The organism is Streptomyces sp. CB01580, from assembly GCF_001905795.1.
Classification (GTDB): Bacteria; Actinomycetota; Actinomycetes; order Streptomycetales; family Streptomycetaceae; genus Streptomyces.
The window spans coordinates 205932-228128 of the sequence record NZ_LIXJ01000020.1 but is presented as its reverse complement, the minus strand read 5'-3'; the positions used below and the strand labels follow the sequence as shown (position 1 = coordinate 228128).

The following is a 22197-nucleotide window of genomic DNA, read 5'->3' as shown; positions in this document are numbered from 1 at the left end:
GCCCGGCTACCGACTGTCGGTCCGGGATGGCACGCTTGTCCCGTGACCGAGATTGACGCAAAGATCGATGCTCTCGTCCCTGCCTGGCTCCACCTCCCCGACATCGCCGACATGCTCGGTGTCGAGGTGACACGTGTGCGGCAGCTGGTCAAGGAGGGCCAGCTCATCGCCGTACGCCGCGGTGAGAACCGGGCCCTCCAGGTGCCGGCCGCCTTCATCGCCGGCAACAAGGTGGTCAAGGGCCTCTCCGGCACCCTGACCCTCCTGCGGGACGACGGCTTCAACGACGAAGAGATGCTGGAGTGGCTCTTCACCCCCGACCCGACCCTTCCGGGCACCCCCGCCCAGGCGCTGAGCGAGAATCGCGGCACGGAGGTGAAGCGCCGCGCTCAGGCGCTTGCCGTCTGAGAGCCTGCCGGGTGACCTTCGATCGGAATGCGGACGCGGTATGGTGCGTGCGATTCCAAGGTGCCGGGATGTTCTCGTAGCGGAGCTGCGCGGGCATTTCGGCAACGCCGGAGGGGCCCCTGGCCCTCAAGGCCTTGGGGGAGTGCGTGCCAGGGCGCGGCCGCCCGGTCAGAGGTCGCCCGACAGGTTCTGAGAGCCCGTCGGGGTGCGGGCCGTACGGCCCGCACCCCGAGCCGCTCCGATCACCGTTCACGCTCTTTCGGGGGGAACCGCACCATGTCCACGCCTCGCGCGCAGCTGTCCGACGCCCGGCTCTACCTGTGCACGGACGCCCGCAGGCGCCAGGGAGACCTCCCGGCCTTCCTCGACGCCGTCCTCGCCGCCGGGGTCGACATCGTCCAGCTGCGCGACAAGGGCATGGAGGCAGCCGAGGAGCTCGAACACCTCGCGGTCCTCGCCGACGCCTGTGCGCGCCACGGCAAGCTCCTCGCGGTGAACGACCGGGCCGACGTGGCCCACACCATCCGTTCCGACGTGCTCCACCTCGGCCAGGGCGACCTGCCGGTCCCCGCGGCCCGCGCCGTCCTCGGTGACGACGTGCTGATCGGCCGCTCCACCCACGCCCGGTCCGAGGTCGACGCGGCCGTGGCCCAGCCCGGAGTCGACTACTTCTGCACCGGCCCCTGCTGGCCCACCCCGACCAAGCCCGGCCGGTCCGCCCCGGGCCTCGACCTCGTGCGGTACGCGGCCTCGCTCGGCACCCGGCGCCCCTGGTTCGCCATCGGCGGGATCGGCGCGGGCAACCTCGACGAGGTGCTGGACGCCGGGGCGCGCCGGGTGGTCGTCGTACGGGCGATCACCGAGGCCGACGATCCCGCGGCGGCCACCGCCGACCTCGCCGGAAGGATCCGGGCCCGCGCGGAGGCGTGACCGGCCCCGTGCCGGGCGTGGTCCGGGACCGTGCCGGAGCGTGGACGGCCGAATGTCCGAAGGATGGACAAAGAAACGTTCAATCCGGACATTTGGCGCTGGTCTGGTCCTGCGGTCCGCGCGCTCTGGTTAACCTGCCCATATGGCCCTTGGCACACCTACCACCAGGACGGATCACGCGCCCACGGTGCGTGAACTCCTCGCGACCGGCAAGCCCTCGTACTCCTTCGAGTTCTGGGCGCCCAAGACCGAGAAGGGCGAACGCAACCTCTGGAACGCCCTGCGCCGCGTCGAGGCGGTGCGGCCGAGCTTCGTCTCCGTGACGTACGGCGCCGGCGGCTCCACCCGGGCGGGGACGGTCAAGGCCACGCAGGAGATCGCCGCCGACACCACCCTCACCCCGGTCGCGCACCTCACCGCGGTCAACCACTCCGTCGCCGAGCTGCGCAACATGGTCGGGCAGTACGCCGACGCCGGGATCCGGAACATCCTCGCCGTGCGCGGGGACCCGCCCGGCGACCCGATGGCCGAATGGGTCGAGCACCCGCGGGGCGTGCGGTACGCGGCCGATCTGGTCCGGCTCATCAAGGAATCCGGTGATTTCTGTGTCGGGGTCGCGGCATTCCCCGAGATGCACCCGCGTTCGAGCGACTGGGACACCGACATCCGGCATTTCGTGGACAAGTGCCGTGCCGGTGCCGATTATGCGATCACCCAGATGTTCTTCAATCCCGACGATTATGTGCGCATGCGTGACCGGGTGGTCGCTGCGGGTTGCGAAACCCCGATCATTCCCGAGGTCATGCCGCTGACCAGCGTCAAACAGCTCGACCGGTTCGCACAGCTCAGCAACGCCTCTTTCCCCTCGTCGCTGAAAGAACGGATCCTCGCGGTCAAGGACGATCCCGCGGCTGTACGCTCCATTGGTATCGACTTCGCAACGGAGTTCTGCGCGAGGCTGCTTTCCGAAGGTGTGCCCGGACTGCACTTCATCACGCTCAACAACTCGACCGCGACGCTCGAGATCCACGAGAATCTCGGACTGCACAAGCAGTTGTGACCGGCCGTACCCGCCATGACCCGGGCGGTGGCCGTAGGAGGGGGCGGGCATGGGCTGGACGGTCCTCTACATCGCGTTCGGAATCGTCGCGCTGTGGCTGCTCGGCGAGGTGCTCCTGCAGTACAAGGCACGCCTGCGCTGGCGACTGCTGGCCTTCGTCGGGTTCCTCTGCGTGATCATCGGCGTCCTGGTGCAGTCGCGGTTCGTGATCGTCGTCGGCACGATCGCGTTCGCGACCGGTCAGACGTACGTCACGCTGTCCTTCCGGCGCGGCTTCTCCACCGGCTGGGCCATAGGGGGAAGCCCCGGCGAGAGCCGTCGCCGTCGCGGCGGGAAGGGCGGCAGGAGCCGGAGCGGCCGCAGGGCGGCACCCACGCTCGAAGTGCCGGACGTGGAGGCGGCGCGGGACGGGCAGGTGCCCGCGCAGCCGATGGCCGATGCTTCGCCCGCCGCCGTCTACGAGCCGGAGCCGCTGCCCGACGACACGGGGCAGTACGGCGTCTACTCCGATCACTCCCGCGCGGCACGGGGCGGCGGCCTCGACGACCAGGCACAGACGCGGCTGCAGCCGCAGTACGCCGCGTACAACGGCGGCACCGACCCCGCCGCGTACCCGGCGCCGGGCCACGACACGTTCCCGGCCGGCCCTGCCGCGTTCGCCACCGATCAGGACGTGTTCGCCGCCGGCAACCCGGCGTTCCCGACCGGTCAGGACGCGTTCGCGACCGGTCATGACTCCCTGAGCGGCCAGAACTCCTTCGCCGGGCCGTACGACTACGGCACGGGCGGGCAGCAGCGGTACGCCGCGTACTCCGACCCCTACATCGGGACCGGCACCGCGGGCGGTCCCGCCACGTACGACGGCTACGGCGACCCGTACGCCCAGCAGCAGTACGCCGAGACCCCGCCGGGCGGTGTCTGGGTGCCGCAGCAGCGCGAGGGCGAGCAGCATCCGGCCGTGCCCCCGGAGCAGCCCGCCCAGCCCGCCCAGCCCGCCCAGCCCGCCCAGCCCGCCCAGCCCGCCCCGTATCCGAACGGCTACCACAACGGCAACGGCTACGACGGGGAGCAGTACCGCTACTGAGCGCCGGGGCGCCCTCGCCGACGAGCTCGACGGGCGGCGCCCGGGGTCACTGGGAGCCCCGGAACCCGTCCCCCTCCACGATCAGCCCCGCGACCAGCGCCCCCGACATCCCGGCATGGGCGAGCCCGCCGCCCGGATGCGACCAGCCGCCCGCGAGGTGGAGCCCCGGCAGCCGGGTGCGGTTGCCGGGACGCAGATACGCCCCCTGGGCCCCGGCCAGCGCGGGCCCGGGCACCGAACCGCCCTCGGCGCCCGTGTCGGCCGCCGTCTCGGCCGGGGTACGCACCTCGGCGTGCAGGATCCGCTCCCGTACGCCGGGCACGACCGCTCCCGCCGCCTCGATCAGGGTGTCGGCGAAGCGCGCGCGGGTCGCCGGATCCGTCCAGTCCACCGTCCCGTGCGGGGCGACCGTCGCCGTCAGCGTCACCGCCTCGTGCGCGTCGTCGGGCCGGATCGTCGGGTCGTCCGGGCGCAGCACCGTCACCGTCGGCCGGTCGGCGACCCGTCCGGCGAACACCGCCTCCTGCTCCGCCGCGCCGTCCGCCGGATGCACCACCGTCCGGTGCGCGGCGTCCGCGGGCCGGGCGCCGCTCAGCGACAGCATGACCAGGAACCGGCCCGGCTCCGCCGCCCGCCCCCGTCCCGGCCCGTCCCCCTCCGTCCGCAGCGCCTCACCGGGCACCAGGCCGGGGCGCGGCCGGACCCCCAGCACCACGTGTTCGGCCTCCGCGACCGTGCCGTCCACGAACTCGACGCCCGCCGCCCGGCCGTCCTTCTCGACCACCCGGGCCGCTTCGCGGCCCAGGGCGAACTCCACCCTCCGGGCCAGGCACCGCTCGTACACCGCCCGTGCCAGGGCCCGGATCCCGCCCTCGACGTACCAGCTGCCGAAGGTCTCCTCCATGTACGGCAGCAGGGCGGCGGCGGCCGGTGCGCGGCGCGGGTCCAGGCCGTACGACAGGGCGTAGCCGTCGAGCAGGGCGGCCAGCCGGGGGTCCGCCAGCTCCCACGCGCCGACCTCCGCCACGGTGCCCGCCTGCCGGGCCGGCCGCAGCAGCCGGCGCTGCCGCGGCGCGGGATACGGATCACGAGCGAGCACCTGCCAGTCGGGGCGCAACGGCTCCTCCAGGAGCGGGCGTCTCGACCGGTCCCAGGCGTCCCGCGCCCGGTCGAGGAACGCGCCCCAGGACGAGCCCGCTCCGCCCCCGAGCGCGGCGTCCAGCGCGGCGACCACCCCGGCCCGCGAGGCGTTCGGCAGCGAGACGGCCGTGCCGTCCGCGAAGACGTGACGGCTCGCCGGATCGACCTGGGTCATCGTGACGCACCGCTCCAGCGGCTCCTTGCCCGTCTTCACGAACAGGTCGCGGTAGACCGCGGGCAGATGCAGCAGCATGGGGCCGGTGTCGAAGGCGAAACCGTCATGGGCATACCGGCCGACCGAGCCGCCGAAGGTCTCCGACCGCTCGTACACCGTCACCCGGTGGCCTGCCACGGCGAGCCGGGCGGCCGCCGCCATCGCGCCCATCCCGGCGCCGATCACCGCAATTCGTGCCATGCCAGCGACCTTAACCGCCCACCTCCGCCACCCCGTCCACGGGCCTCGCGACCGTCCGCGGCACTCAGACCGGCGGCCCGGGAGCACCCGCCGCGGCCAGGCGCCGCTCCTCGCGCCGCCGGGCCCTGCGGCGCAGGAACCGGCGGATGCGGGACGTCAGGAAGACGACGGCCACCAGGCCGAGCAGCAGCAGCGTCGCCGCGATGATCGCGGCCGCCAGCGGATGGAACACGGCGAAGACGACGATCCCCGCCACGCCCAGGTCCTCGGCAGCGCTCACCACGATGTTGCTGAACGGCTCGGGGGAGGTGTTGACCGCCATCCTGGTGCCCGCCTTCACCAGATGGCTGACCAGTGCCGTGGAACCGCCGATGGCACCGGCCGCGATATCCGGCAGCGAGCCGCTCTCGCCCGCCAGCAGCGCCGCCACGACCGCACCGGCGATGGGCCTGACGGCGGTCTGCAACGCGTCCCAGGCCGTGTCCACGTACTGGATCTTGTCCGCGACCATCTCGCACAGGAACAGCACACCGGCCACGACCAGGACGTCCGTGCGCTGCAGCGCCGCGGGCACCTCGTCGGAGAGACCGGTCACGCCGAAGACACCGAGCAGCAGGACCACCGCGTAGGCGTTGATCCCGCTCGCCCAGCCGCTCGTGAACACCAGGGGAAGTACGGACACGGACGTGATGGTAGCCAGACGGACCCCGGTCCCGCGCGGGGTTCCTCGCAGGACGTGAGTATCCGTACCTAGACGGTGAGATGAGTAGGTACGCGGATGGGTTCCCTCCCGCGAGGACGGAAGAGTGGAACGCGGACAGGGGAGCGGCGCGCGGCACCGCCGGCACGGGGCGGCGGAACGGGCGCGGCACCCCTTCCGGACCCGGGGGGTACGGGGGAGAACGAAGGAGAGCCCGCGGGCCACGGGGAGAACGTGGCGGGGGGAAGGGCTCTCCGGCAGCGAGGATGACGCCGGTTCGGCGTGGGCCCGGGGGGATCGGGCCTCACCGGACCGGCGTCCTCGCACACCGGCCCGGCGAGGGGCGGATCAGCGCCCGCTGACCCGCCCGCGCAGCAGCAGCGACAGCGCCGAATGCACGTCGTCGATCGACCGTTCCGGCTGGAACGCCTGCCAGTCCAGGGCCGCCACCAGCACCATGCCGACCAGGGCGGCGGCCGTCAGCGGAATGTCGATCTCCTCGCTGAGCTCACCGCGCTCCACGCCGTCGCGCAGCACCCCCTCGACCACGGTCACCGCCTCCTGACGCACCACCAGGAGGGTCGACTGCCAGGCCCGGTTGGTGCGCCACAGCTCCGCGACGTAGAGCTGGGTGAAGGCCGGGTAGCGGTCGATGAAGACCAGGCCCGCCCTGATCATCGCGTCCAGGGCCTCGACCCGGGTGCCGCCGCGCTCCTTCGTCCCCTCGGCCGCGGAGCGCAGCGACGCGGTGAGCAGCCCGACGCCATGACGCAGCAGTTCCTCGAAGAGCTCGGTCTTGCTCTTGAAGTTGTAGTAGACCGTGCCCTTGGCGACCCCGGCGCGCTCGGCGATCTCGTCCACCGTGGTCGCCGAGAAACCCTTCTCGGCGATGAGGGTCACAGCCGCCTCGTAGAGCTTCTGCCGGGTGGCTTGGCGGCGCGTGCCGCTGCTGCTTTCCATGCCCTTGATTCTCACAGGTTCCGGCGCGCTCACAGACTCAGCTCCGGATGCAGTCGGTCCAGCGTCCACACCTGCTTGCGGCGCGCGGCGAACGCGGTCAGGGCGAGCGCCCCCGCCGTGAAGGCCAGCAGTACCGCGGAGCCCTGCCAGACCGGGCCGAGCCCGCCGCCCGTGATCAGCCTGCGCAGCCCGTCGACGATGTAACTCATCGGCAGGTAGGGATGGATCGCGTTGAAGAAGCCGGGGCTGGTCTGCACGGGATACGTGCCCCCGGCCGAGGTCAGCTGGAGCATCAGCACGGCCAGCACCAGGATGCGTCCGGCGGCCCCGAACTGGGCGTTGAGCCACTGCACGATCGCGGCGAAGCAGCAGGTCACCAGCGCGAGGAAGCCGATCGTCCCGGCGGCTCTGGTCATCTCCAGTCCAAGTCCCCAGTGCAGTACGGACATCAGGGCGGCGACCTGGAGCAGGCCGATCGCGGCCACCGGCAGCCAGCCCGCGAAGGCGATCCGCCAGGCGGAGGCTCCGGCGGCGAGCGCCCGCCGGTTGAGCGGCTGGATGAGCATGTACGCCACCATCGCGCCGACCCAGAGGGACAGCGGGATGAAGTAGGGCGCGAAGCCGGTGCCGTAATTGGGGGCGGCGTGCAGCGACTTGGAGGCCAGCTGCACCGGGTCGGCCATGACCTCCGAACGCGCCTCGCGGTCCTTCGCGTCGTAGTCGGGGATCTTGCCGACGCCGTCGTTGAGGCCCTGGGCGAGGCTGGTGGAGCCGTCGCCGAGCCGGACCAGGCCGCTGTCCAGGTCGGTGGCGCCCTTCTTGAGGTTGCCGACGCCGGTGTCCAGGTCGGTGGAGCCGGTCCTGGCCGAGGCGAGACCGGTGTGCAGTTCGCCCGCTCCCTTGGCGACCTTGTGGGCGCCGGTGTTGAGCGCGTTGACCTTCGACACGGCGGACTTGAGGTCCTCGTCCAGGCGCGGCGCGCTCTCGGCCAGGTCGTCGGCCTGCCGCTGCAAGGTGTTCAGCTGGGACCGCAGCTTCTTCAGATTCCCGTTCTCGTTCGTCACCAGTGTGTTGACGTCGTCGGCGACCTTCGCGACGTCGACCGCCGCGGTCTTCGCGCGCTCGAGCGGCGGGCAGGCGGAGGCGGCGTCGTCGGCGGGCGGTGCTTGCGCGCACGTGGTGCGGTAGACCTCGGCCAGGTCGTCGGAGGCCTTGCGGGCGGTGGTGGCCGCGGTGGGCGCCGCCTCGACCAGCAGGTCGAGGTTGTCCCGTACGGTCTGCGCGGAGTCGGCCACCAGCCGGGCGGTGTCACCGATCGACTTGCCGTTGTCCTTCAGGAACGGGCGTGCGTGGGACGCCACCGCGTTGACCTTGTCGGCCAGTGACTGGGTTCCGTTCGCGACCTGCCGGGAGCCGGATTCGAGGTCCCCGGCGCCCTTGTCGAGCTTGATGATCCCGCCGGCCAGGTTGCTGCTGCCGTTCTTGGCGTTCTTCAGTCCGTCGGCGAGGTCCTGCGAGCCCTTCTTCGCCTTTCCGATGCCGCCCTTGAGGTCGTCGGCGCCCTTGGCGGCCTTCGCCGTCGCGTCGTGCAGATCGGAGAAGTTGATGAAGATGCGGTCGTAGAAGGTCCGGGAGGCGTTGGTCGACGCGGCGGTGCGCACCTCGGAGAAGACCGAACGGGAGATCTGGCCGACGATGTAGTTGTTGGCGTCGTTCGTGCGCACCTGGAGCGCGCCGGTCTCGGGGGAGTCGCCCGAACTGGAGGCGATACGCTCGCTGAAGTCCGACGGCATGGTGAGCGAGAGGTAGAACGTGCCGTTCTCGACGCCCTTGTGGGCCTCGGCGGAACTCACCTCGTGCCACTCGAAGGTCTTGGAGTCGAGCAGCTTGCCGGTGATCTCGTCACCGGCCCCGACGTGCTTCCCGCCGACGGTGGCGCCCTTGTCGTCGTTGACCAGCGCGACCGGGATCTTGTCGAGGCGGCCGTACGGGTCCCAGAAGGAGCACAGGTACAGGGCGCCGTAGAGCAGCGGCAGGAGCAGCAGCGCGATCAGCGCGGCGACCGGCAGCTTCCCCCGGCCGAAACGCCTCAGCTCAAGCGCGGCAAGTCTCGGCGAACGCATCGGCCGGCCGTCCTTCCTCGGTGGTGGTCCCGTCGGCGGGGGCCTCGTCGGCCGCGGGCCCGTCGGTGGTGGTCGTGGCGGCCGGGGTGTCGTCGGCCGCGGTGCCGCGTGCGTGCGCCGGTGCGGCCGCGGCGTCGGTCCGTACGACGACGGCGCCCTCGGGTGCCTGGCTGCACACGGCGAGCACGGTGGTGCCGCCGTCGGCGACGGACCGCAGTAGTTCCCAGGCCTGGGCGCGCTCGGCGTCGGAGAGCTTGAGGTCGGTGTCGTCAACCGCGAGCAGCCGGGGCCGGCCGATCAGTGCGAGGGCGATGGACAGCCGCAGCGCCTCCAGCCGTTCCAGATCCCGCACGGAGGTGCGTTCGCCCTTGGGCAGGGTGGCGGGGTCGAGCCCGGCGGCGTCCAGCGCCGCGTCGATCCGCCCCCGCGCGGCGGCCACGCGCTCGGCGCGCGGGCGCAGCAGGGCGCGCAGCGAGCCGTCGTAGCGATGCCGGAGCAGGGCCTGCTCGCGCAGGTGCTCGGCGACGGTGAAGGCCGGGTCGAGTTCGTTGACCCCGGGCACCTGGCCCAGTGCGCTGATACGGCGCACGGCGGCCATCTTGCGGGGCAGACGCAGTCCGCCGACCTTCGCCCGGCCCTCGGTGGGGCGCATCCGGCCGGTGAGCGCGAGCAGCAGGCAGGTGCGGCCGGAGCCGGACGGTCCCTCGATCGCGACCAGCGACCCGGGCCCGGCCTCGATGTCCACGCCCCGGAAGACCCAGCCGCGCGGCCCCTTGAGGCCGAAGTCCCCGGCGGCGACGGCCGCCCCGTGCGGGCTGTCCACAGGCTCTCCCTTGTTTTGAACTGACTAGTCAGTTCAAAAAGATTATCCGGAACTCGGGCCCGAGGCAAAACGCGGTCGCGGTGCCGGCCGAGGCGCCTCCCCGCCACCGGGAGGAACAGCAGGTCGACGGGCGGATCGGGCCGATTGTCAGTGGTGCCCGCCACCATGGATGCGTACGGCCACGAAGTCGTTGCGCGACGGAAGTCGTCGCACGAGACAGGAGGTTCCGTCATGGCCCACTCCTCCGCTGCGGCCGCGCCCCGGCGCCGCGCGGGCGGCCCTGCCCCCTCACCGACCGGTCCGGGCGACGACGTCCACCCCGTCCCGCGCCGCACCGCTGCACCCCCGGCCGCCCTCGACCTGCTCGCCCAGGCCCGCGCCGGCCTCGACGAGGCCGCCACCCTCGACGTGCCGAACGAGCGCTACGCGACCGCCCACCTCGCGGCCCTGCGCACCGCCGCCGCGGTGCTCGCCGTGCGGGGCCGCCCGGAGACCACCCGGCGGCGCCGGGAACGGATCCGCAGCGCCTGGGAGGTTCTGCCCGAAACGGCTCCGGAGCTGACCGAATGGAGCGCGCTGTTCGCCTCCGGCGCCCGTCGCAGGGCCCGCGCGGAAGCCGGTATACCGGGCGCGGCCAGTCGGCGGGATGCCGATGACCTGCTGCGGGACGTCGAGATGTTCCTGCGCCTGGTCGAGCGGATGCTGAGGCTCCAGCCGGTCCTCCCGCGGCCCCGGAGGGACCGGCCCGACGCGCGATGACGGCGACGGCGGCGCGAGGCAATAAGGTGGAGAGCACCTGTACCACCTGCACTGTTCACGCTCCGCCGTCACCGGCGGCACCGTGCCGAGGAGTCAACTGCCGTGTCGGACCAGCTGCGCCCCCGCGCCTCCCTCCGTACCGCCGTGGTCTGGGAGGTCCTGAAGGACGCCCTCGACCGCCAGGTCAAGGCGACCGGCCGGGACGCACTGGACGTACTGGACACCGGTGGCGGCACCGGCAACTTCGCGGTGCCCGTCGCCCGTCTCGGCCACCGCGTCACCGTCGTCGACCCCAGCCCCAACGCGCTCTTCGCGCTGGAGCGCCGCGCCGCCGAGGCCGGGGTCGCCGACCGCGTCCGCGGGGTCCAGGGCGACATCCACGGCCTGTTCGAGGTGGTCGAGCGCGGCGGCTTCGACACGGTCCTGTGCCACGGCGTCCTGGAGTACGTGGACGACCCCGCCGAGGGCGTCCACAACGCCGTCGAGGCGCTCCGCCCGTCCGGGGCCCTCAGCCTGCTCGCAGCCGGGCTCGGCGGCGCCGTCCTGGCCAGGGCACTGGCCGGCCACTTCACCGAGGCGAGGCAGGCGCTCACCGATCCGGCGGGCCGCTGGGGCGCGGGGGACCCGGTGCCCAGGCGTTACACCGCCGAGCAGCTCACCGAGCTGGTCTCCGCGGCGGACGTGGAGGTCGCGGCCGTCCACGGCGTACGGGTCTTCGCCGACCTGGTGCCCGGCGTCCTGGTGGACACCGAGCCCGGCGCCATGGACGCGCTGCTCAAGCTGGAGGCGGCCGCCGCCGAGCTGCCCGCGTTCCATTCGGTGGCGACTCAGCTGCACGTCCTGGGCACGAAGCGCGCCTGAGCGCCACCAGGGCCGTTCCTTCGAACCGCCGTCGTTCGCCCGGCGGCCGGGCCGCGCGGCGTCCGGTGCTTCCCCGAGTTCTCGGCTCCGCTCGAACAGGGGGGACCCCATTGATCTCAGGGCGGGGGACCGCCCTCGTGGCTGGACGTACACCGCTCTCGTACTGGACGTACAAGGATGATTCCGGCAATGCGGCGCGTGCGCGTGGCCGGGTGTCGCGCAACCGCCACCGGTTCGAGGACACGGCCCGCCGGGCGACCGCAACCCGGCCGCACGGCGCTGGTCGGCCGCAGCACGGCTGATCAGGGACGCAGCCGCAGACGGAGTACGTCCCGAGACGCCCGATCGGGGGCCGCGCCCCGTATGATCGGAGGACAGCATCCGGCATGACGGATCGGAGGTCGGGGAATCTACGCCTCAACAGCCGATCCTTCGTGGCGGCCCGGACTGGCTGTGTGGCAAAGAGGGCGGGTTTCACGGGGGCGATTCCCTGCCTATCCTGGAAGGGCCGCAGACCGGCCGCCCCCCGCGGCCGACGACGAGGAGGACTCCGTGCCGCTCTCGGAGCACGAGCAGCGAATGCTCGAGCAGATGGAGCGAGCGCTGTACGCCGAAGATCCCAAGTTCGCGACAGCGCTCGAGGGAAGCGGGCTGCGTACGTACACCCGACGACGGGTCTACCAGGCGGTCGCAGGCTTCCTTGTGGGTATCGCGCTCCTCATGGCCGGAATGGTCGCCCAGCAGATCTGGATCGGCGTGGTGGGATTCCTCGTCATGCTGGGTTGCGCGGTCCTCGCGGTCACTGGTTGGCGCAAGGCGCCCAAGCCGGGGGAGCATCCGGCGGCCGACGTCGGCGGTGCGAACCGTCGGCCCAGGCAGCGTCGAACGGTGATGGACCGGATCGAGCAGCGGTGGCAGCGCCGCCGCGACGAACAGGGCCGCTGACGGACAGGGCCGCTGGGGACGCTGTTGGGGACGCCGTCCTCGAACTGCCGTCCGGCCGGGCGAGCACGCAGGCATCCCGAGGCCCGAAGCACGCTTGAGCGAGGGGCGACCGCGACACCGCGGTCGCCCCTCGTCCGTGCTCGGGCCCGTCCTCGAACCGCCGGCGTTCGGCCGGAGGCCGGGCCGTGCGTGCCAGGCACCGCACGGCAGGCGGCGGTTCGAGGACAGGCCCTCGCGCCGTCGCAGACGCCGTCGCCGGGGACCGCGTTCCCGCAGACGTCATCCCCACCGGCGGGACGGCCCGCGCAGCCGACCCGCCCACCGGATCCGGCCCCGCCGCGCCGCCCACCCCTCGCCGAACGCCGCCCAGCGCTCCGACGCGGCACGGGCCACCCGAGCGGCCGAGCGCGGCGCGACGACGGCGCGGACTCGCGTCCTCCGCCCGGCCGACTCCCACAGCCCGGCCCGTACCGCCTCCACGTCCTCGGCGAGCCCTGTGCCGGGCCGGGGCTCCGGGGCGTAGAGCACCTGCTCCACCGCGCCCGCGACCCGGTGCACCGCGGCGGACGCGTCGGGGCCGAGCCGCCCCAGCCGCACCAGCCGCTCGGCCGCCTTGCGCGGCGTCAGGGAGTCGTCGGGCCCGATCCCGTGGTCCCAGGCCGTGTCGATGACCTCCCGCCAGGCCGCCAGCGTCCTGGCCGTCGTGTCCGTCGGGGTGCGTCCCGCCGGGAGACCCAGCCGCCGTCTGCGCACACGGAGCCGCCAGATCAGGGGCAGCAGCGGCAGCGCCAGGACCACCAGGGCGATCGCGGCCAGGCCGACAACGGTGCCCGGCGGCGTCCCCGAGTCCGTCGGAACCGCCGCGCCCGGCGCCGCCGAGCTGCCGCACTCGCCCTGCTTGCGCATGGGGGCCGGGCAGTCGTCCGCCACGGACGGTTCGGCGCTCGGGACCGCCGAGGGTCCGCTCTCCGGCACGGCGGGGGCGGGCGTCTCACCGCTCGGGGCGTCCGGCAGTGTGTAGGACGGGGCGGTACCCCGCGTGGGGGTGGGCTCGAAACGCGTCCACCCGATGCCCTCGAAGTACAGTTCCGGCCAGGCATGAGCGTCGCGCAGCCCCACCGACATCGAACCGTCCGGCTGCGGGGTGCCGGGAGTGAAGCCCACCGCGACCCGCGCCGGAATTCCCAGCGTCCGGGCCATCGCGGCCATCGTGAACGAGAAGTGGACGCAAAAACCCTGCTTCTCTTTGAGGAACCGGGCGATCGCGGCGCTCCCGGTGCCCGAGTCGACGGAGGTGTCGTAGGCGAAACCGCCGTCCGAGGCGAAGAAGTCCTGAAGCTTCACCGCGCGCTCGTAGTCGTTGCCGGCGCCCTTGGTCACCTCGGCCGCGGTCTCGCGGACCACCTTCGGCAGCGACCGCGGGACGCGGGTGTACTCCTGCCGCAGGGCGGAGGGCACGGCGCCCGCCGTGGCGAGCTGGTCGGCCGTCGGCCGGACCACCAGGCTGGAGACCCGGTACTGTGCGCCGCCCGTCGTCTCCCCGTCGTCACCGACGAGGGTCCGCCCCGCCGGCTCGTACCGCCACTTCCCGCCGACCCTGACCTCGATCGCGGGGTAGGGGAGCGGCAGATAGGTCTGCCGGTAGGAAGGGGCGGCGGAGATGCTCGACCGGACCTCGGTGACCGTGACGTCCGGGCCGAGACCCGCCGGGGCCGGGAGCCGCTTCGGCACGTCCTGCAGCCGGCGCGTCGAGGGGCGCCACTCGCTCCCGTCGAACGTGTCCAGGGCCAGGATCCGCAGATAGAAGTCCTGCGGGTTGCCGGAATCGGTGCGGTAGGAGATCACCTGCCGGTTGTCCGCCTGGGTCAGATTGTCCTGCATGGACACCAGGGGATTCACCGCGGAGATCGTGCCGCCGCCCTTGCCTTCCCCGGACCGCGCGTCGGCCAGCAGACCGCCGTCGAGCGCGGGCAGCGCCGCCGGGACCAGCAGGGAGATGCCCAGCGCCAGCACGCCGATGCGGCGCCCGGTACGGACCGGGGCCATCGGCCGGCCGCCGGAGAGGACGCCGCCCGCACCGCCCCGGGACCCGGCGCCACCGCCGAAGACCCGCCCCCACTGGGAGAGCCGGTCCCGGCCCTCGGCCAGCAGGAGCAGCAGATAGCCACCGGCCGCCAGCAGGAACCAGAGCCAGTCCGCCCCGCCCTCGGACAGCCCCGCCGCGACCGAGAACAGCGCGAGGAGCGGCAGACCGGCCGGTGCCGCGCTGCGGAACGTCACGGCGAGCGCGTCCACCAGCAGACCGACCAGCAGCACGCCGCCGATCAGCATCAGCCGGATGCCGTCCGTCGCCGGTGCGGGCGTGGCGTACCGGCCGACGTCCTCCGCGCCCGACACCAGCAGATGCGCCAGCCGCTGGACCGCCTCCGGGCCCGGCAGGACGCCGGCCACCGCCTGCTCCTTGGCGAACACCAGTGTCAGCAGGACCAGCGCGACCAGCGCCTGCGCGACGACGACCAGCGTGCGGGGCACCGGTGCCCGACGGATCAGCGCGCCCGCCCCGGCCTGCACCGCCAGCAGGATCGCGGCCGGCAGGATCCACACCGCCGGCTCGACCAGCGGCAGCATCGAGCACGCCGCCATCAGCGTCGCCGCGACGGCGCACAGCGTCATCCGACCACGACCGCTCATGACCATCCCCCGGAGAAACCCGTCGTGCCGACGGCGGCGGGCCCGTCCGCCGCCCCGGCCTGTCCCGCCCGCCGCCAGTGATCGGCGAGACCGGCCCCCCGCCCCACCGGGACCGCCGTCCATCCCGATTCGCGCAGCAGCCGCAACCGCCGCTCGAACGCCTCCCGCGCCCCCGAGGCAGGGACGCCGTCCGTCTCCCAGTCCGCGCCGTCCAGCACGAACGCCACGGCACCCGCGCTGCGCCGCCGTATCCGGGCCACCTCCGCCGCCCGCTCCTCGTCGAGGTCCCCGAAGAACGCGATGAGCAGCCCGTCGCCGTCACGCAGCATGTCGTACGCGCGCGACAGACCGGTTCCGTCGGAGTGGTCGATCACCGCCAGGGCGTCCAGCATCAGGCTCGCCGACTCGGCGGACTCGTGCGCCGACCCCGCGAGACCACCCGCCGCCGCACCCGGGAGGGCGTTCCCCTCGTCCGTCAGCAACCGGACCGAGTAGCCCCGTTCCAGCATGTGCACCAGGGCGGACGCCGCCCCGGACACCGCCCACTCGAAGGCGGAATCCGGCCCGGCTCCCCGGTACGCGGTCCGTCGGGTGTCCAGCAGCACCGTGCACTGCGGACGCTGCGGCTGCTCCTCGCGCCGCACCATCAGCTCCCCGTGGCGCGCGGTCGAGCGCCAGTGCACCCGGCGCAGGTCGTCGCCGTGCCGGTAGCCGCGCGGAATGACGTCGTCGTCGCCGGCGAGGGCGGGCGACCGCTGCCGCCCCTCGCCGTACCCCGGGGCCCCGCCCGCCAGGCGCACCGGCGGCAGCGGCTCGGTCCGCGGTACGACGACGAGCGTGTCGTACGCGCTGAAGGAGCGGGTGAGCTCGCACATGCCGAACGGGTCGCTCAGCCGCAGCTGCAGCGGCCCCAGCGGATAGCGCCCCCGCAGATCCGACCGCACCCGGTAGGACACCTCGCGCCGCCCGCCCGGCTCCATCCGGTCCAGCACGAACCGGGGCCTGGGCCCGAGCACGTAGGGCACCCGGTCCTGGAGCATCAGCAGCCCGGTCGGCAGCCGCGACACGTTCTCCATCCGCAGATGGACCCGTGCCTCCGCGCCCGCGGGGACCCGGGACGGCGCGAGCCGGCGGGTGCCCGCGACCCGGTGACGCGTGCGGACGAGCACCACCACGCACACCAGCGGCAGCGCGGCGAGCAGCAGCCCGACCCGCAGCAGATCCGCCTGGCCCAGCACGTAGGCGCAGACCACCGCGGCGACACCGGCCGCGAGGAAGGACCGCCCGCGCGTGGTCAGCCCGCTCAGAGCGGCCCGAAGAGCGCCCCCGCCGTCGCCGTCGTCCCTGGGGTCCGGCCCCCCGGCGGCCATCACACCCGCCGCGCGCCGGGCCGCGTCCGGTCGTACCCCGGACGGCCCGGTGCGGGCATCCGGACGCCGCCGTCGGCGGACGGCACCGGTGTCCGCCCGAGGATCTCCAGCACGACCTCCTCGGCGGTGCGGCGGTTCAGCTGGGCCTGCGCCGTCGGCAGCAGCCGGTGCGCGAGCACCGCGACCGCCAGCGCCTGCACGTCGTCCGGCAGGCAGTAGTCGCGGCCGGCCAGCGCCGCCGAGGCCCTCGCCGCGCGCAGCAGGTGCAGGGTGGCCCGCGGCGACGCGCCGAGCCTGAGGTCGGGATGGCCGCGCGTGGCCCCGACCAGCTCCACGGCGTACCGCCGCACGGGGTCGGCCACATGGACGGTCCGCACCGCCTCGATCAGTTTCGCGATCTCATGGGCGTGCGCCACCGGCTGCAGATCGTCGAGCGGCGACAGCTCGCCGTGCACGTCGAGCACCCGGAGCTCCGCCTCCGCGCTCGGGTAGCCCATCGACACCCGTGCCATGAACCGGTCGCGTTGGGCCTCGGGCAGCGGGTAGGTGCCCTCCATCTCCACAGGGTTCTGGGTGGCCACCACCATGAACGGGTCGGGCAGCTCGTACGTGTGCCCGTCGATGGTGACCTGACGCTCCTCCATCGACTCCAGCAGGGCCGACTGCGTCTTCGGCGAGGCGCGGTTGATCTCGTCGCCGATCACGATCTGCGCGAAGATCGCGCCCGGCTTGAACTCGAAGTCCCGCCGCTGCTGGTCGAAGACGGACACGCCGGTGATGTCCGAGGGCAGCAGGTCCGGTGTGAACTGGATGCGCCGCACCGAGCAGTCGACGGACCGGGCCAGCGCCTTGGCCAGCATCGTCTTGCCGACCCCGGGGACGTCCTCGATGAGGAGGTGCCCCTCCGCGAGCAGCACGGTCAGCGAGAGCCGCACGACCTCGGGCTTGCCCTCGATCACGCTCTCCACCGACCTGCGCACCCGCTCCGTGATCGCGGTCAGATCTGTGAGGCTCGCTCGATCGTCATAGGTCGTCACCCGGCCCTCCTCGGCCCTGTCCCACGCTCACCAGGAGCAGAGGGGATACCCCATTCACGGACCGGATGCGCGCGCGGCGGTCCGGCCCACCCCGAAACACGGACACCTCACCGGAAGCGTCCGGCGAGATGTCACACGCGCATTCTTGTGCCGTTATCGCTTCGTGTCACTCGCCTGTGGACAACTCGGGGCGGTATGTCGGGTTCGATGGGTTTCATCGGGATCCACAGGGGCCGTCCGAGGGGACGGGAGGCCGTCCGGACGTCCAGGATGTGGCCCTGACGGCAAGGAGGCGGCCCTGACGGCGGGAAGTCGGCCCTGACGGTCGGGGGGCGGTCAGGCGACGGGGAGCACCTCGCGCAGCAGGCCGGTCGTCACGTCGAAGACGAAACCGCGGACGTCGTCCGTGTGCAGAAGGAACGGCGAGGTGCGCACGCGCTGCATCGACTGCCGCACGTCCTGATCGGCGTCCTTGTACGCCTCCACCGCCCAGACCGGACGCTGTCCGACCTCCGCCTCCAGTTCCTGGCGGAATTCCTCGGTGATCGATTCCAGACCGCAATTCGTGTGGTGGATCAGGACGATGCTGCGGGTGCCGAGCGCCCGCTGGCTGATGGTCAGCGAACGGATGACGTCGTCGGTGACCACACCGCCCGCGTTGCGAATGGTGTGGCAGTCGCCGAGCGCGAGACCGAGCGCGTCGTGCAGGTCGAGCCGGGCGTCCATGCACGCGACCACGGCGACGTGCAGGACCGGCTTGGCGTCCATGCCCGGGTCCTCGAAATCTGCGGCGTACCGGACGTTCGCCTCGACCAGGCGGTCGGTGACCGTGCCCCCGGTGCGGTCCGGGGCGGCAACAGGTGCGGAGGGCCCGGCGGGGGAGTGCGCGGAAGTCGACATGGCTACGACGTTATCTCCCGCGCCCGGCCGCGTCGTGCTGTGGAAGGGGACAAAGAACGTCAACGACTTCTGTTGTGAGGTAACCCACAAGTCTCACAACAGTTCATTCCACCGGGTGAAGGACCAGGTGGACGAGGGGCCCGGCGACGCGCTGTCCGGCTGATTGATCGGGAATCGATCGAATGGCAGGGTGGACTAAAGTGACGGGAAGTTACGACACCCCGCACATTCCGTGGAATTCCCCCGTGTGCCGCGTACGTACGGTCCGGCCCTCTCCCGCTCGACGGTCGCCCGGTGCCCCTTCCCCGGCGCCGGACGGCCTCCCCTTCCGAGCGGGCGGGGACCCGCCCGTACGTCCGTCGCACCGGACCTGAGCCTGAGAGGGCGCATGAGCCAGACCCGACACGTCCCGGTGATGCTCCAGCGGTGCCTGGACCTGTTGGCCCCTGCTCTGGAGGCATCGGAGCCGCAGCATCCCGTGGTCGTCGACTGCACCCTCGGCCTCGGCGGGCACAGCGAGGCGCTGCTCTCGGCGTTCCCCTCGGCGCGGCTGATCGCCCTCGACCGGGACAAGGAGGCGCTGCGGCTCTCCGGCGAGCGACTCGCCCCGTACGGCGACCGGGCCACCCTGGTGCACGCGGTCTACGACGAACTGCCCGAGGTGCTCGCCAGGCTCGGCGTCCCGAAGGTCCAGGGCGTCCTGTTCGACCTCGGCGTCTCCTCCATGCAGCTGGACGAGGCCGACCGCGGCTTCGCCTACGCCCAGGACGCCCCGCTCGACATGCGCATGGACCAGACCACGGGCGTCAGCGCCGCAGAGGTCCTCAACACCTACCCCCCGGGCGAACTGGTCCGGATCCTGCGCGCGTACGGCGAGGAGAAGCAGGCCAAGCGGATCGTCTCGGCGATCGTGCGCGAGCGCGAGAAGGAGCCGTTCAGCAACAGCGCCCGGCTCGTCGAGCTGATCCGTGACGCGCTGCCGCAGGCCGCCAAGCGCACCGGGGGCAACCCCGCCAAGCGCACGTTCCAGGCGCTGCGCATCGAGGTCAACGGCGAGCTCGCCGTCCTGGAACGGGCCATTCCGGCCGCGGTGCGGAGCCTCGCGGTCGGCGGACGCATCGCCGTCCTCTCGTACCACTCGCTGGAGGACAGGCTGGTCAAGCAGGTCTTCGCGGCGGGCGCCGCCACCACGGCACCGCCCGGACTGCCCGTCGTGCCCGAGCGCTACCAGCCCCGGCTGAAGCTGCTGACGCGCGGCGCGGAGCTGCCCACGGAGGAGGAGGTCGCCGAGAACCGTCGCGCCGCCCCCGCCCGGCTGCGCGGCGCCGAGCGGATCCGCGAGGACGAGCGATGAGCACCCGGCGTCCCGGGGCCCCGACAGCGGCGACGAGCGGGGCGGCACGGTGAGCGGACCGGCCCGGCAGGCGAGGGTGCGGGCCGCGCGGCTCGCCCGGCTGATGCCGTCCGGCCCCAGCACTGCGGCCCGTACCCCCTTCGTCCTGCTCGTCGTCCTGCTCCTCGGCGGTGGTCTGATCGCGCTCCTGATGCTCAACTCGGCCATCAACGAAGGATCGTTCAAGCTGAGCGAGCTGAAGAAGCGGACCACCGAGCTGACCGACGAGGAGCAGGCACTCCAGCACGACGTCGACGGCCTCTCCAGGCCGGACGCGCTGGAGCGACGGGCCCGCGAACTGGGCATGGTGCCCGGTGGCAGCCCCGCCTTCCTCGGCCCGAACGGCAAGGTGCGGGGCGTACCCGACGAGGCCACCGCCGAACCGATCCCCGAGCCCACCACCGCACCGCCGCGCAAGCCCGTCCCCCCTGCCTCCGGGACGGCGACCGCGACCGCGCGGGCCACCGACCCGGTACCGGCCTCGCCCACCCCCTCGGCGACGGCCGTTCCCACGGGCGCCATCCCCACGGGCGCCGCCCCGAACCCGTCCACCGGGCCGAGCACCCCGGCGGACCAGCCCTCGACGAGCCCCGGCAGGTGACGCAGTGCCGCCCAAGGAACCACCGCGCCGCCGGGTCCCCGGCCCCGCACGCCCGCGCGGCTCCGCGGGAGGCAAGGGCCGCCCCCGGCCCGCCCCCCGCAGGTCCGCGCCCCCCGCGTCCCGCTCCCGCGCGCCCCGCAACCGCCCCGCGCGCCGCCTGCGGCTCGGCAGCCCGCGCCCCCGCCTCCGCCTGGTCGGCCTCACCCTGACGCTCGTCATGCTGGTGTTCGTGGTCCGGCTCCTCCAGGTCCAGGCCGTCGACGCCAACGCGTACGCGGCCAAGGCCGAGGTGAACCGCTACTTCAAGCACACCGTCGCCGCCGAGCGCGGCCGGATCACCGACCGCCGCGGCGTCGCGCTGGCCACCAGCGTCGACGCGTACGACATCACCGCGGACCCGTCGATGTTCACGCCCGAGTTCAGCAAGATCCCCGACGCGCCCCGGCAGGCGGCCGAACTCCTCGCCCCGATCCTCGGCGCCGACGCCACCGAGCTGACCGCCAAGCTGACCGGTAAGGGCCGCTACGCCGTCCTGGCCCGCCGGCAGACCCCGCAGGTCTGGAACCAGATCAGGGACCTCAAGTCCGTCTTCGCCGAGAAGGCGGCCAAGGACAAGGCGGCGGGCGGCCCCGGGGGCAATGTGCTGGCGGGCGTCTTCCAGGAGGCGACCACCAAGCGGGTCTATCCCAACGGGGGACTCGCCGCCGGGATACTGGGCTACGTCAACGCCGAGGGCAAGGGCGCGGGCGGCCTGGAGGCGCAGCTGAACAAGCAGCTCGCGGGCGAGGACGGCACGATCAGCTACGCCCAGTCCGGCGGCCGGAGGGTGCCCACCGCGGGCACCAAGGAGGTCCCGGCCGTGCCCGGCTCCGACATCGAGCTGACCATCGACCGCGACATCCAGTGGGCCGCCCAGCAGGCCATCACCGCCCAGGTGAAGAAGTCCAAGGCGGACCGCGGCTACGTCGTCGTGCAGAACACCAGGACCGGCGAGGTCCTCGCCATGGCCAACGCGCCCGGCTTCGACCCCAACGACCTCTCGAAGGCCGATGCGGCCTCCCTGGGCAACGCGGCGCTCCAGGACGCCTACGAACCCGGCTCCACCAGCAAGGTCATGTCCATGGCCGCCGTGCTGGAGGAGGGCGTCGCCGGCCCCGGCACCCACGTCACCGTCCCGAACCGGCTGCACCGCGGCGACCGGCTCTTCAAGGACGACATCGACCACGCCACCTGGTACCTGACGCTCAACGGCGTACTCGCCAAGTCCAGCAACATCGGCACCATCCTGGCCACCGGCGAACTCGGCGGGACGCAGGCCGAGGCCAACCGGGTCCTCTACTCCTACCTGCGCAAGTTCGGGATCGGCTCGCCGACCGGACTCGGCTACCCGGGCGAGACCCCCGGCATCCTCGCCAAGCCCGGGGACTGGTCGACCTCGCAGCAGTACACGATCCCGTTCGGCCAGGGCCTCTCGGTCAACGCGATGCAGGCGGCCTCCATCTACTCGACGATCGCGAACGGCGGCGTCCGCATCGCCCCCACGCTGGTACGCGGCGCCAAGGGCCCCGACGGGCGCTTCGAGTCCGCGCCCGAGCCGAAGAAGACCCGGGTGGTCAGCGAGAAGACCGCCAAGACGCTCGCCGCCATGCTGGAGTCGGTGGTCGGCGACGAGGAGGGCACCGGGACGAAGGCGAAGATCCCCGGCTACCGGGTGGCGGGCAAGACCGGTACGGCCAACCGGGTCGATCCCGTACGCGGCGGCTACCGCGGATACACCGCGTCCTTCGCGGGCTTCGCACCGGCCGACGACCCGCAGATCACCGTCTACTGCGCGATCCAGAACCCCACCAGGGGCAGCTACTTCGGCGGCCAGATCTGCGGGCCGATCTACAAGAAGGTCATGGAGTTCGCGCTGAAGACCCTCCAGACCCCGCCGTCCGGCCGGCCGCCGGCCAGGCTGCCGGTGTCCTTCGATCCCGGCCAGTGAACACGGGGAA

At 72.9% G+C, this 22197-nt stretch carries 20 protein-coding genes; 11 read left to right on the top strand and 9 right to left on the bottom strand.

What is annotated here, in order from left to right:
• The first annotated feature begins 42 nt into the window (after positions 1 to 42).
• The 4 genes from AMK22_RS26100 (at position 43) to AMK22_RS26085 (ending at position 3482) form a co-directional block, all read left to right on the top strand.
• A complete protein-coding gene (locus AMK22_RS26100; protein ID WP_073788863.1) occupies positions 43 to 408 on the top strand; it encodes an Rv2175c family DNA-binding protein in 366 nt (121 codons plus the stop codon).
• A 276-nt stretch (positions 409 to 684) separates the two neighbouring features.
• Positions 685 to 1338 carry a thiamine phosphate synthase gene (gene thiE / locus AMK22_RS26095; RefSeq protein WP_073788861.1) on the top strand — a complete coding sequence of 218 codons (654 nt, stop codon included), beginning with the start codon at positions 685 to 687 and terminating at the stop codon, positions 1336 to 1338.
• 142 nt (positions 1339 to 1480) lie between these two features.
• Positions 1481 to 2398 carry a methylenetetrahydrofolate reductase [NAD(P)H] gene (gene metF / locus AMK22_RS26090; protein ID WP_073788859.1) on the top strand — a complete coding sequence of 306 codons (918 nt, stop codon included), beginning with the start codon at positions 1481 to 1483 and terminating at the stop codon, positions 2396 to 2398.
• Positions 2399 to 2447: 49 nt separating this feature from the next.
• Positions 2448 to 3482, top strand: coding sequence for a hypothetical protein (locus AMK22_RS26085; protein WP_073788857.1), 1035 nt, complete (start codon positions 2448 to 2450; stop codon positions 3480 to 3482).
• A 46-nt stretch (positions 3483 to 3528) separates the two neighbouring features.
• Here AMK22_RS26085 and AMK22_RS26080 read toward each other — a convergent pair whose 3' ends face one another.
• From AMK22_RS26080 to AMK22_RS26060, 5 genes are all read right to left on the bottom strand, one after another.
• The gene (locus AMK22_RS26080) at positions 3529 to 5037 is read right to left on the bottom strand and encodes a phytoene desaturase family protein (RefSeq protein ID WP_073788856.1); all 1509 of its coding nucleotides are present in this window, start codon (positions 5035 to 5037) and stop codon (positions 3529 to 3531) included.
• Positions 5038 to 5101: 64 nt separating this feature from the next.
• Complete coding sequence (locus AMK22_RS26075; RefSeq protein ID WP_073788854.1) at positions 5102 to 5719, bottom strand: DUF4126 domain-containing protein; 618 nt, start codon at positions 5717 to 5719, stop codon at positions 5102 to 5104.
• Between the two features lie 366 nt (positions 5720 to 6085).
• Positions 6086 to 6697: a TetR/AcrR family transcriptional regulator gene (locus tag AMK22_RS26070; protein WP_073788852.1), complete on the bottom strand. Its 612-nt coding sequence runs from the start codon at positions 6695 to 6697 to the stop codon at positions 6086 to 6088.
• A 29-nt stretch (positions 6698 to 6726) separates the two neighbouring features.
• Positions 6727 to 8820, bottom strand: coding sequence for a YhgE/Pip family protein (locus AMK22_RS26065; protein WP_073788850.1), 2094 nt, complete (start codon positions 8818 to 8820; stop codon positions 6727 to 6729).
• A complete protein-coding gene (locus AMK22_RS26060) occupies positions 8792 to 9643 on the bottom strand; it encodes an ATP-binding cassette domain-containing protein (RefSeq protein WP_073788849.1) in 852 nt (283 codons plus the stop codon). The genes AMK22_RS26065 and AMK22_RS26060 overlap by 29 nt, the downstream gene beginning before the upstream one ends.
• A 231-nt stretch (positions 9644 to 9874) precedes the next feature.
• Between AMK22_RS26060 and AMK22_RS26055 the strand changes: the two genes are divergently transcribed.
• The 3 genes from AMK22_RS26055 to AMK22_RS26045 all read left to right on the top strand — a co-directional run bounded on the left by AMK22_RS26055 (position 9875) and on the right by AMK22_RS26045 (position 12208).
• Positions 9875 to 10402 carry an SAV_6107 family HEPN domain-containing protein gene (locus AMK22_RS26055; protein WP_073788847.1) on the top strand — a complete coding sequence of 176 codons (528 nt, stop codon included), beginning with the start codon at positions 9875 to 9877 and terminating at the stop codon, positions 10400 to 10402.
• A gap of 102 nt (positions 10403 to 10504) precedes the next feature.
• A complete protein-coding gene (locus AMK22_RS26050) occupies positions 10505 to 11263 on the top strand; it encodes a class I SAM-dependent methyltransferase (protein WP_073788845.1) in 759 nt (252 codons plus the stop codon).
• 552 nt (positions 11264 to 11815) lie between these two features.
• The gene (locus AMK22_RS26045) at positions 11816 to 12208 is read left to right on the top strand and encodes a DUF3040 domain-containing protein (protein WP_073788843.1); all 393 of its coding nucleotides are present in this window, start codon (positions 11816 to 11818) and stop codon (positions 12206 to 12208) included.
• Between the two features lie 279 nt (positions 12209 to 12487).
• On the opposite strand, the gene AMK22_RS26040 is transcribed toward AMK22_RS26045, so the two are convergent.
• From AMK22_RS26040 to AMK22_RS26025, 4 genes are all read right to left on the bottom strand, one after another.
• Positions 12488 to 14899 carry a DUF3488 and transglutaminase-like domain-containing protein gene (locus AMK22_RS26040; RefSeq protein WP_073788957.1) on the bottom strand — a complete coding sequence of 804 codons (2412 nt, stop codon included), beginning with the start codon at positions 14897 to 14899 and terminating at the stop codon, positions 12488 to 12490.
• Positions 14896 to 16269 (bottom strand): DUF58 domain-containing protein, encoded by a 1374-nt coding sequence (locus AMK22_RS26035; protein WP_073788841.1) that lies wholly within the window; start codon positions 16267 to 16269, stop codon positions 14896 to 14898. The genes AMK22_RS26040 and AMK22_RS26035 overlap by 4 nt, the downstream gene beginning before the upstream one ends.
• Entirely contained in the window at positions 16269 to 17306 is a 1038-nt protein-coding gene (locus tag AMK22_RS26030) for an AAA family ATPase (protein ID WP_073788839.1), read from the bottom strand. Before AMK22_RS26030 ends, AMK22_RS26035 begins: the two co-directional genes overlap by 1 nt.
• Positions 17307 to 17642: 336 nt before the next feature.
• Entirely contained in the window at positions 17643 to 18206 is a 564-nt protein-coding gene (locus AMK22_RS26025) for a beta-class carbonic anhydrase (RefSeq protein WP_073788837.1), read from the bottom strand.
• Here AMK22_RS26025 and AMK22_RS39625 point away from each other — a divergent pair.
• From AMK22_RS39625 to AMK22_RS26010, 4 genes are all read left to right on the top strand, one after another.
• The gene (locus AMK22_RS39625) at positions 18205 to 18369 is read left to right on the top strand and encodes a hypothetical protein (protein WP_158072079.1); all 165 of its coding nucleotides are present in this window, start codon (positions 18205 to 18207) and stop codon (positions 18367 to 18369) included. The two genes, AMK22_RS26025 and AMK22_RS39625, sit on opposite strands and share 2 nt — an antisense overlap.
• A 225-nt stretch (positions 18370 to 18594) precedes the next feature.
• On the top strand, positions 18595 to 19560 hold the full coding sequence (gene rsmH, locus AMK22_RS26020; RefSeq protein ID WP_073788835.1) for a 16S rRNA (cytosine(1402)-N(4))-methyltransferase RsmH: 966 nt from the start codon (positions 18595 to 18597) through the stop codon (positions 19558 to 19560).
• A 49-nt stretch (positions 19561 to 19609) separates the two neighbouring features.
• On the top strand, positions 19610 to 20200 hold the full coding sequence (locus AMK22_RS26015; protein ID WP_073788834.1) for an FtsB family cell division protein: 591 nt from the start codon (positions 19610 to 19612) through the stop codon (positions 20198 to 20200).
• A gap of 4 nt (positions 20201 to 20204) precedes the next feature.
• Positions 20205 to 22187, top strand: a complete 1983-nt coding sequence (locus AMK22_RS26010; protein WP_073788832.1) for a peptidoglycan D,D-transpeptidase FtsI family protein — start codon at positions 20205 to 20207, stop codon at positions 22185 to 22187.
• Positions 22188 to 22197 lie beyond the last annotated feature (10 nt).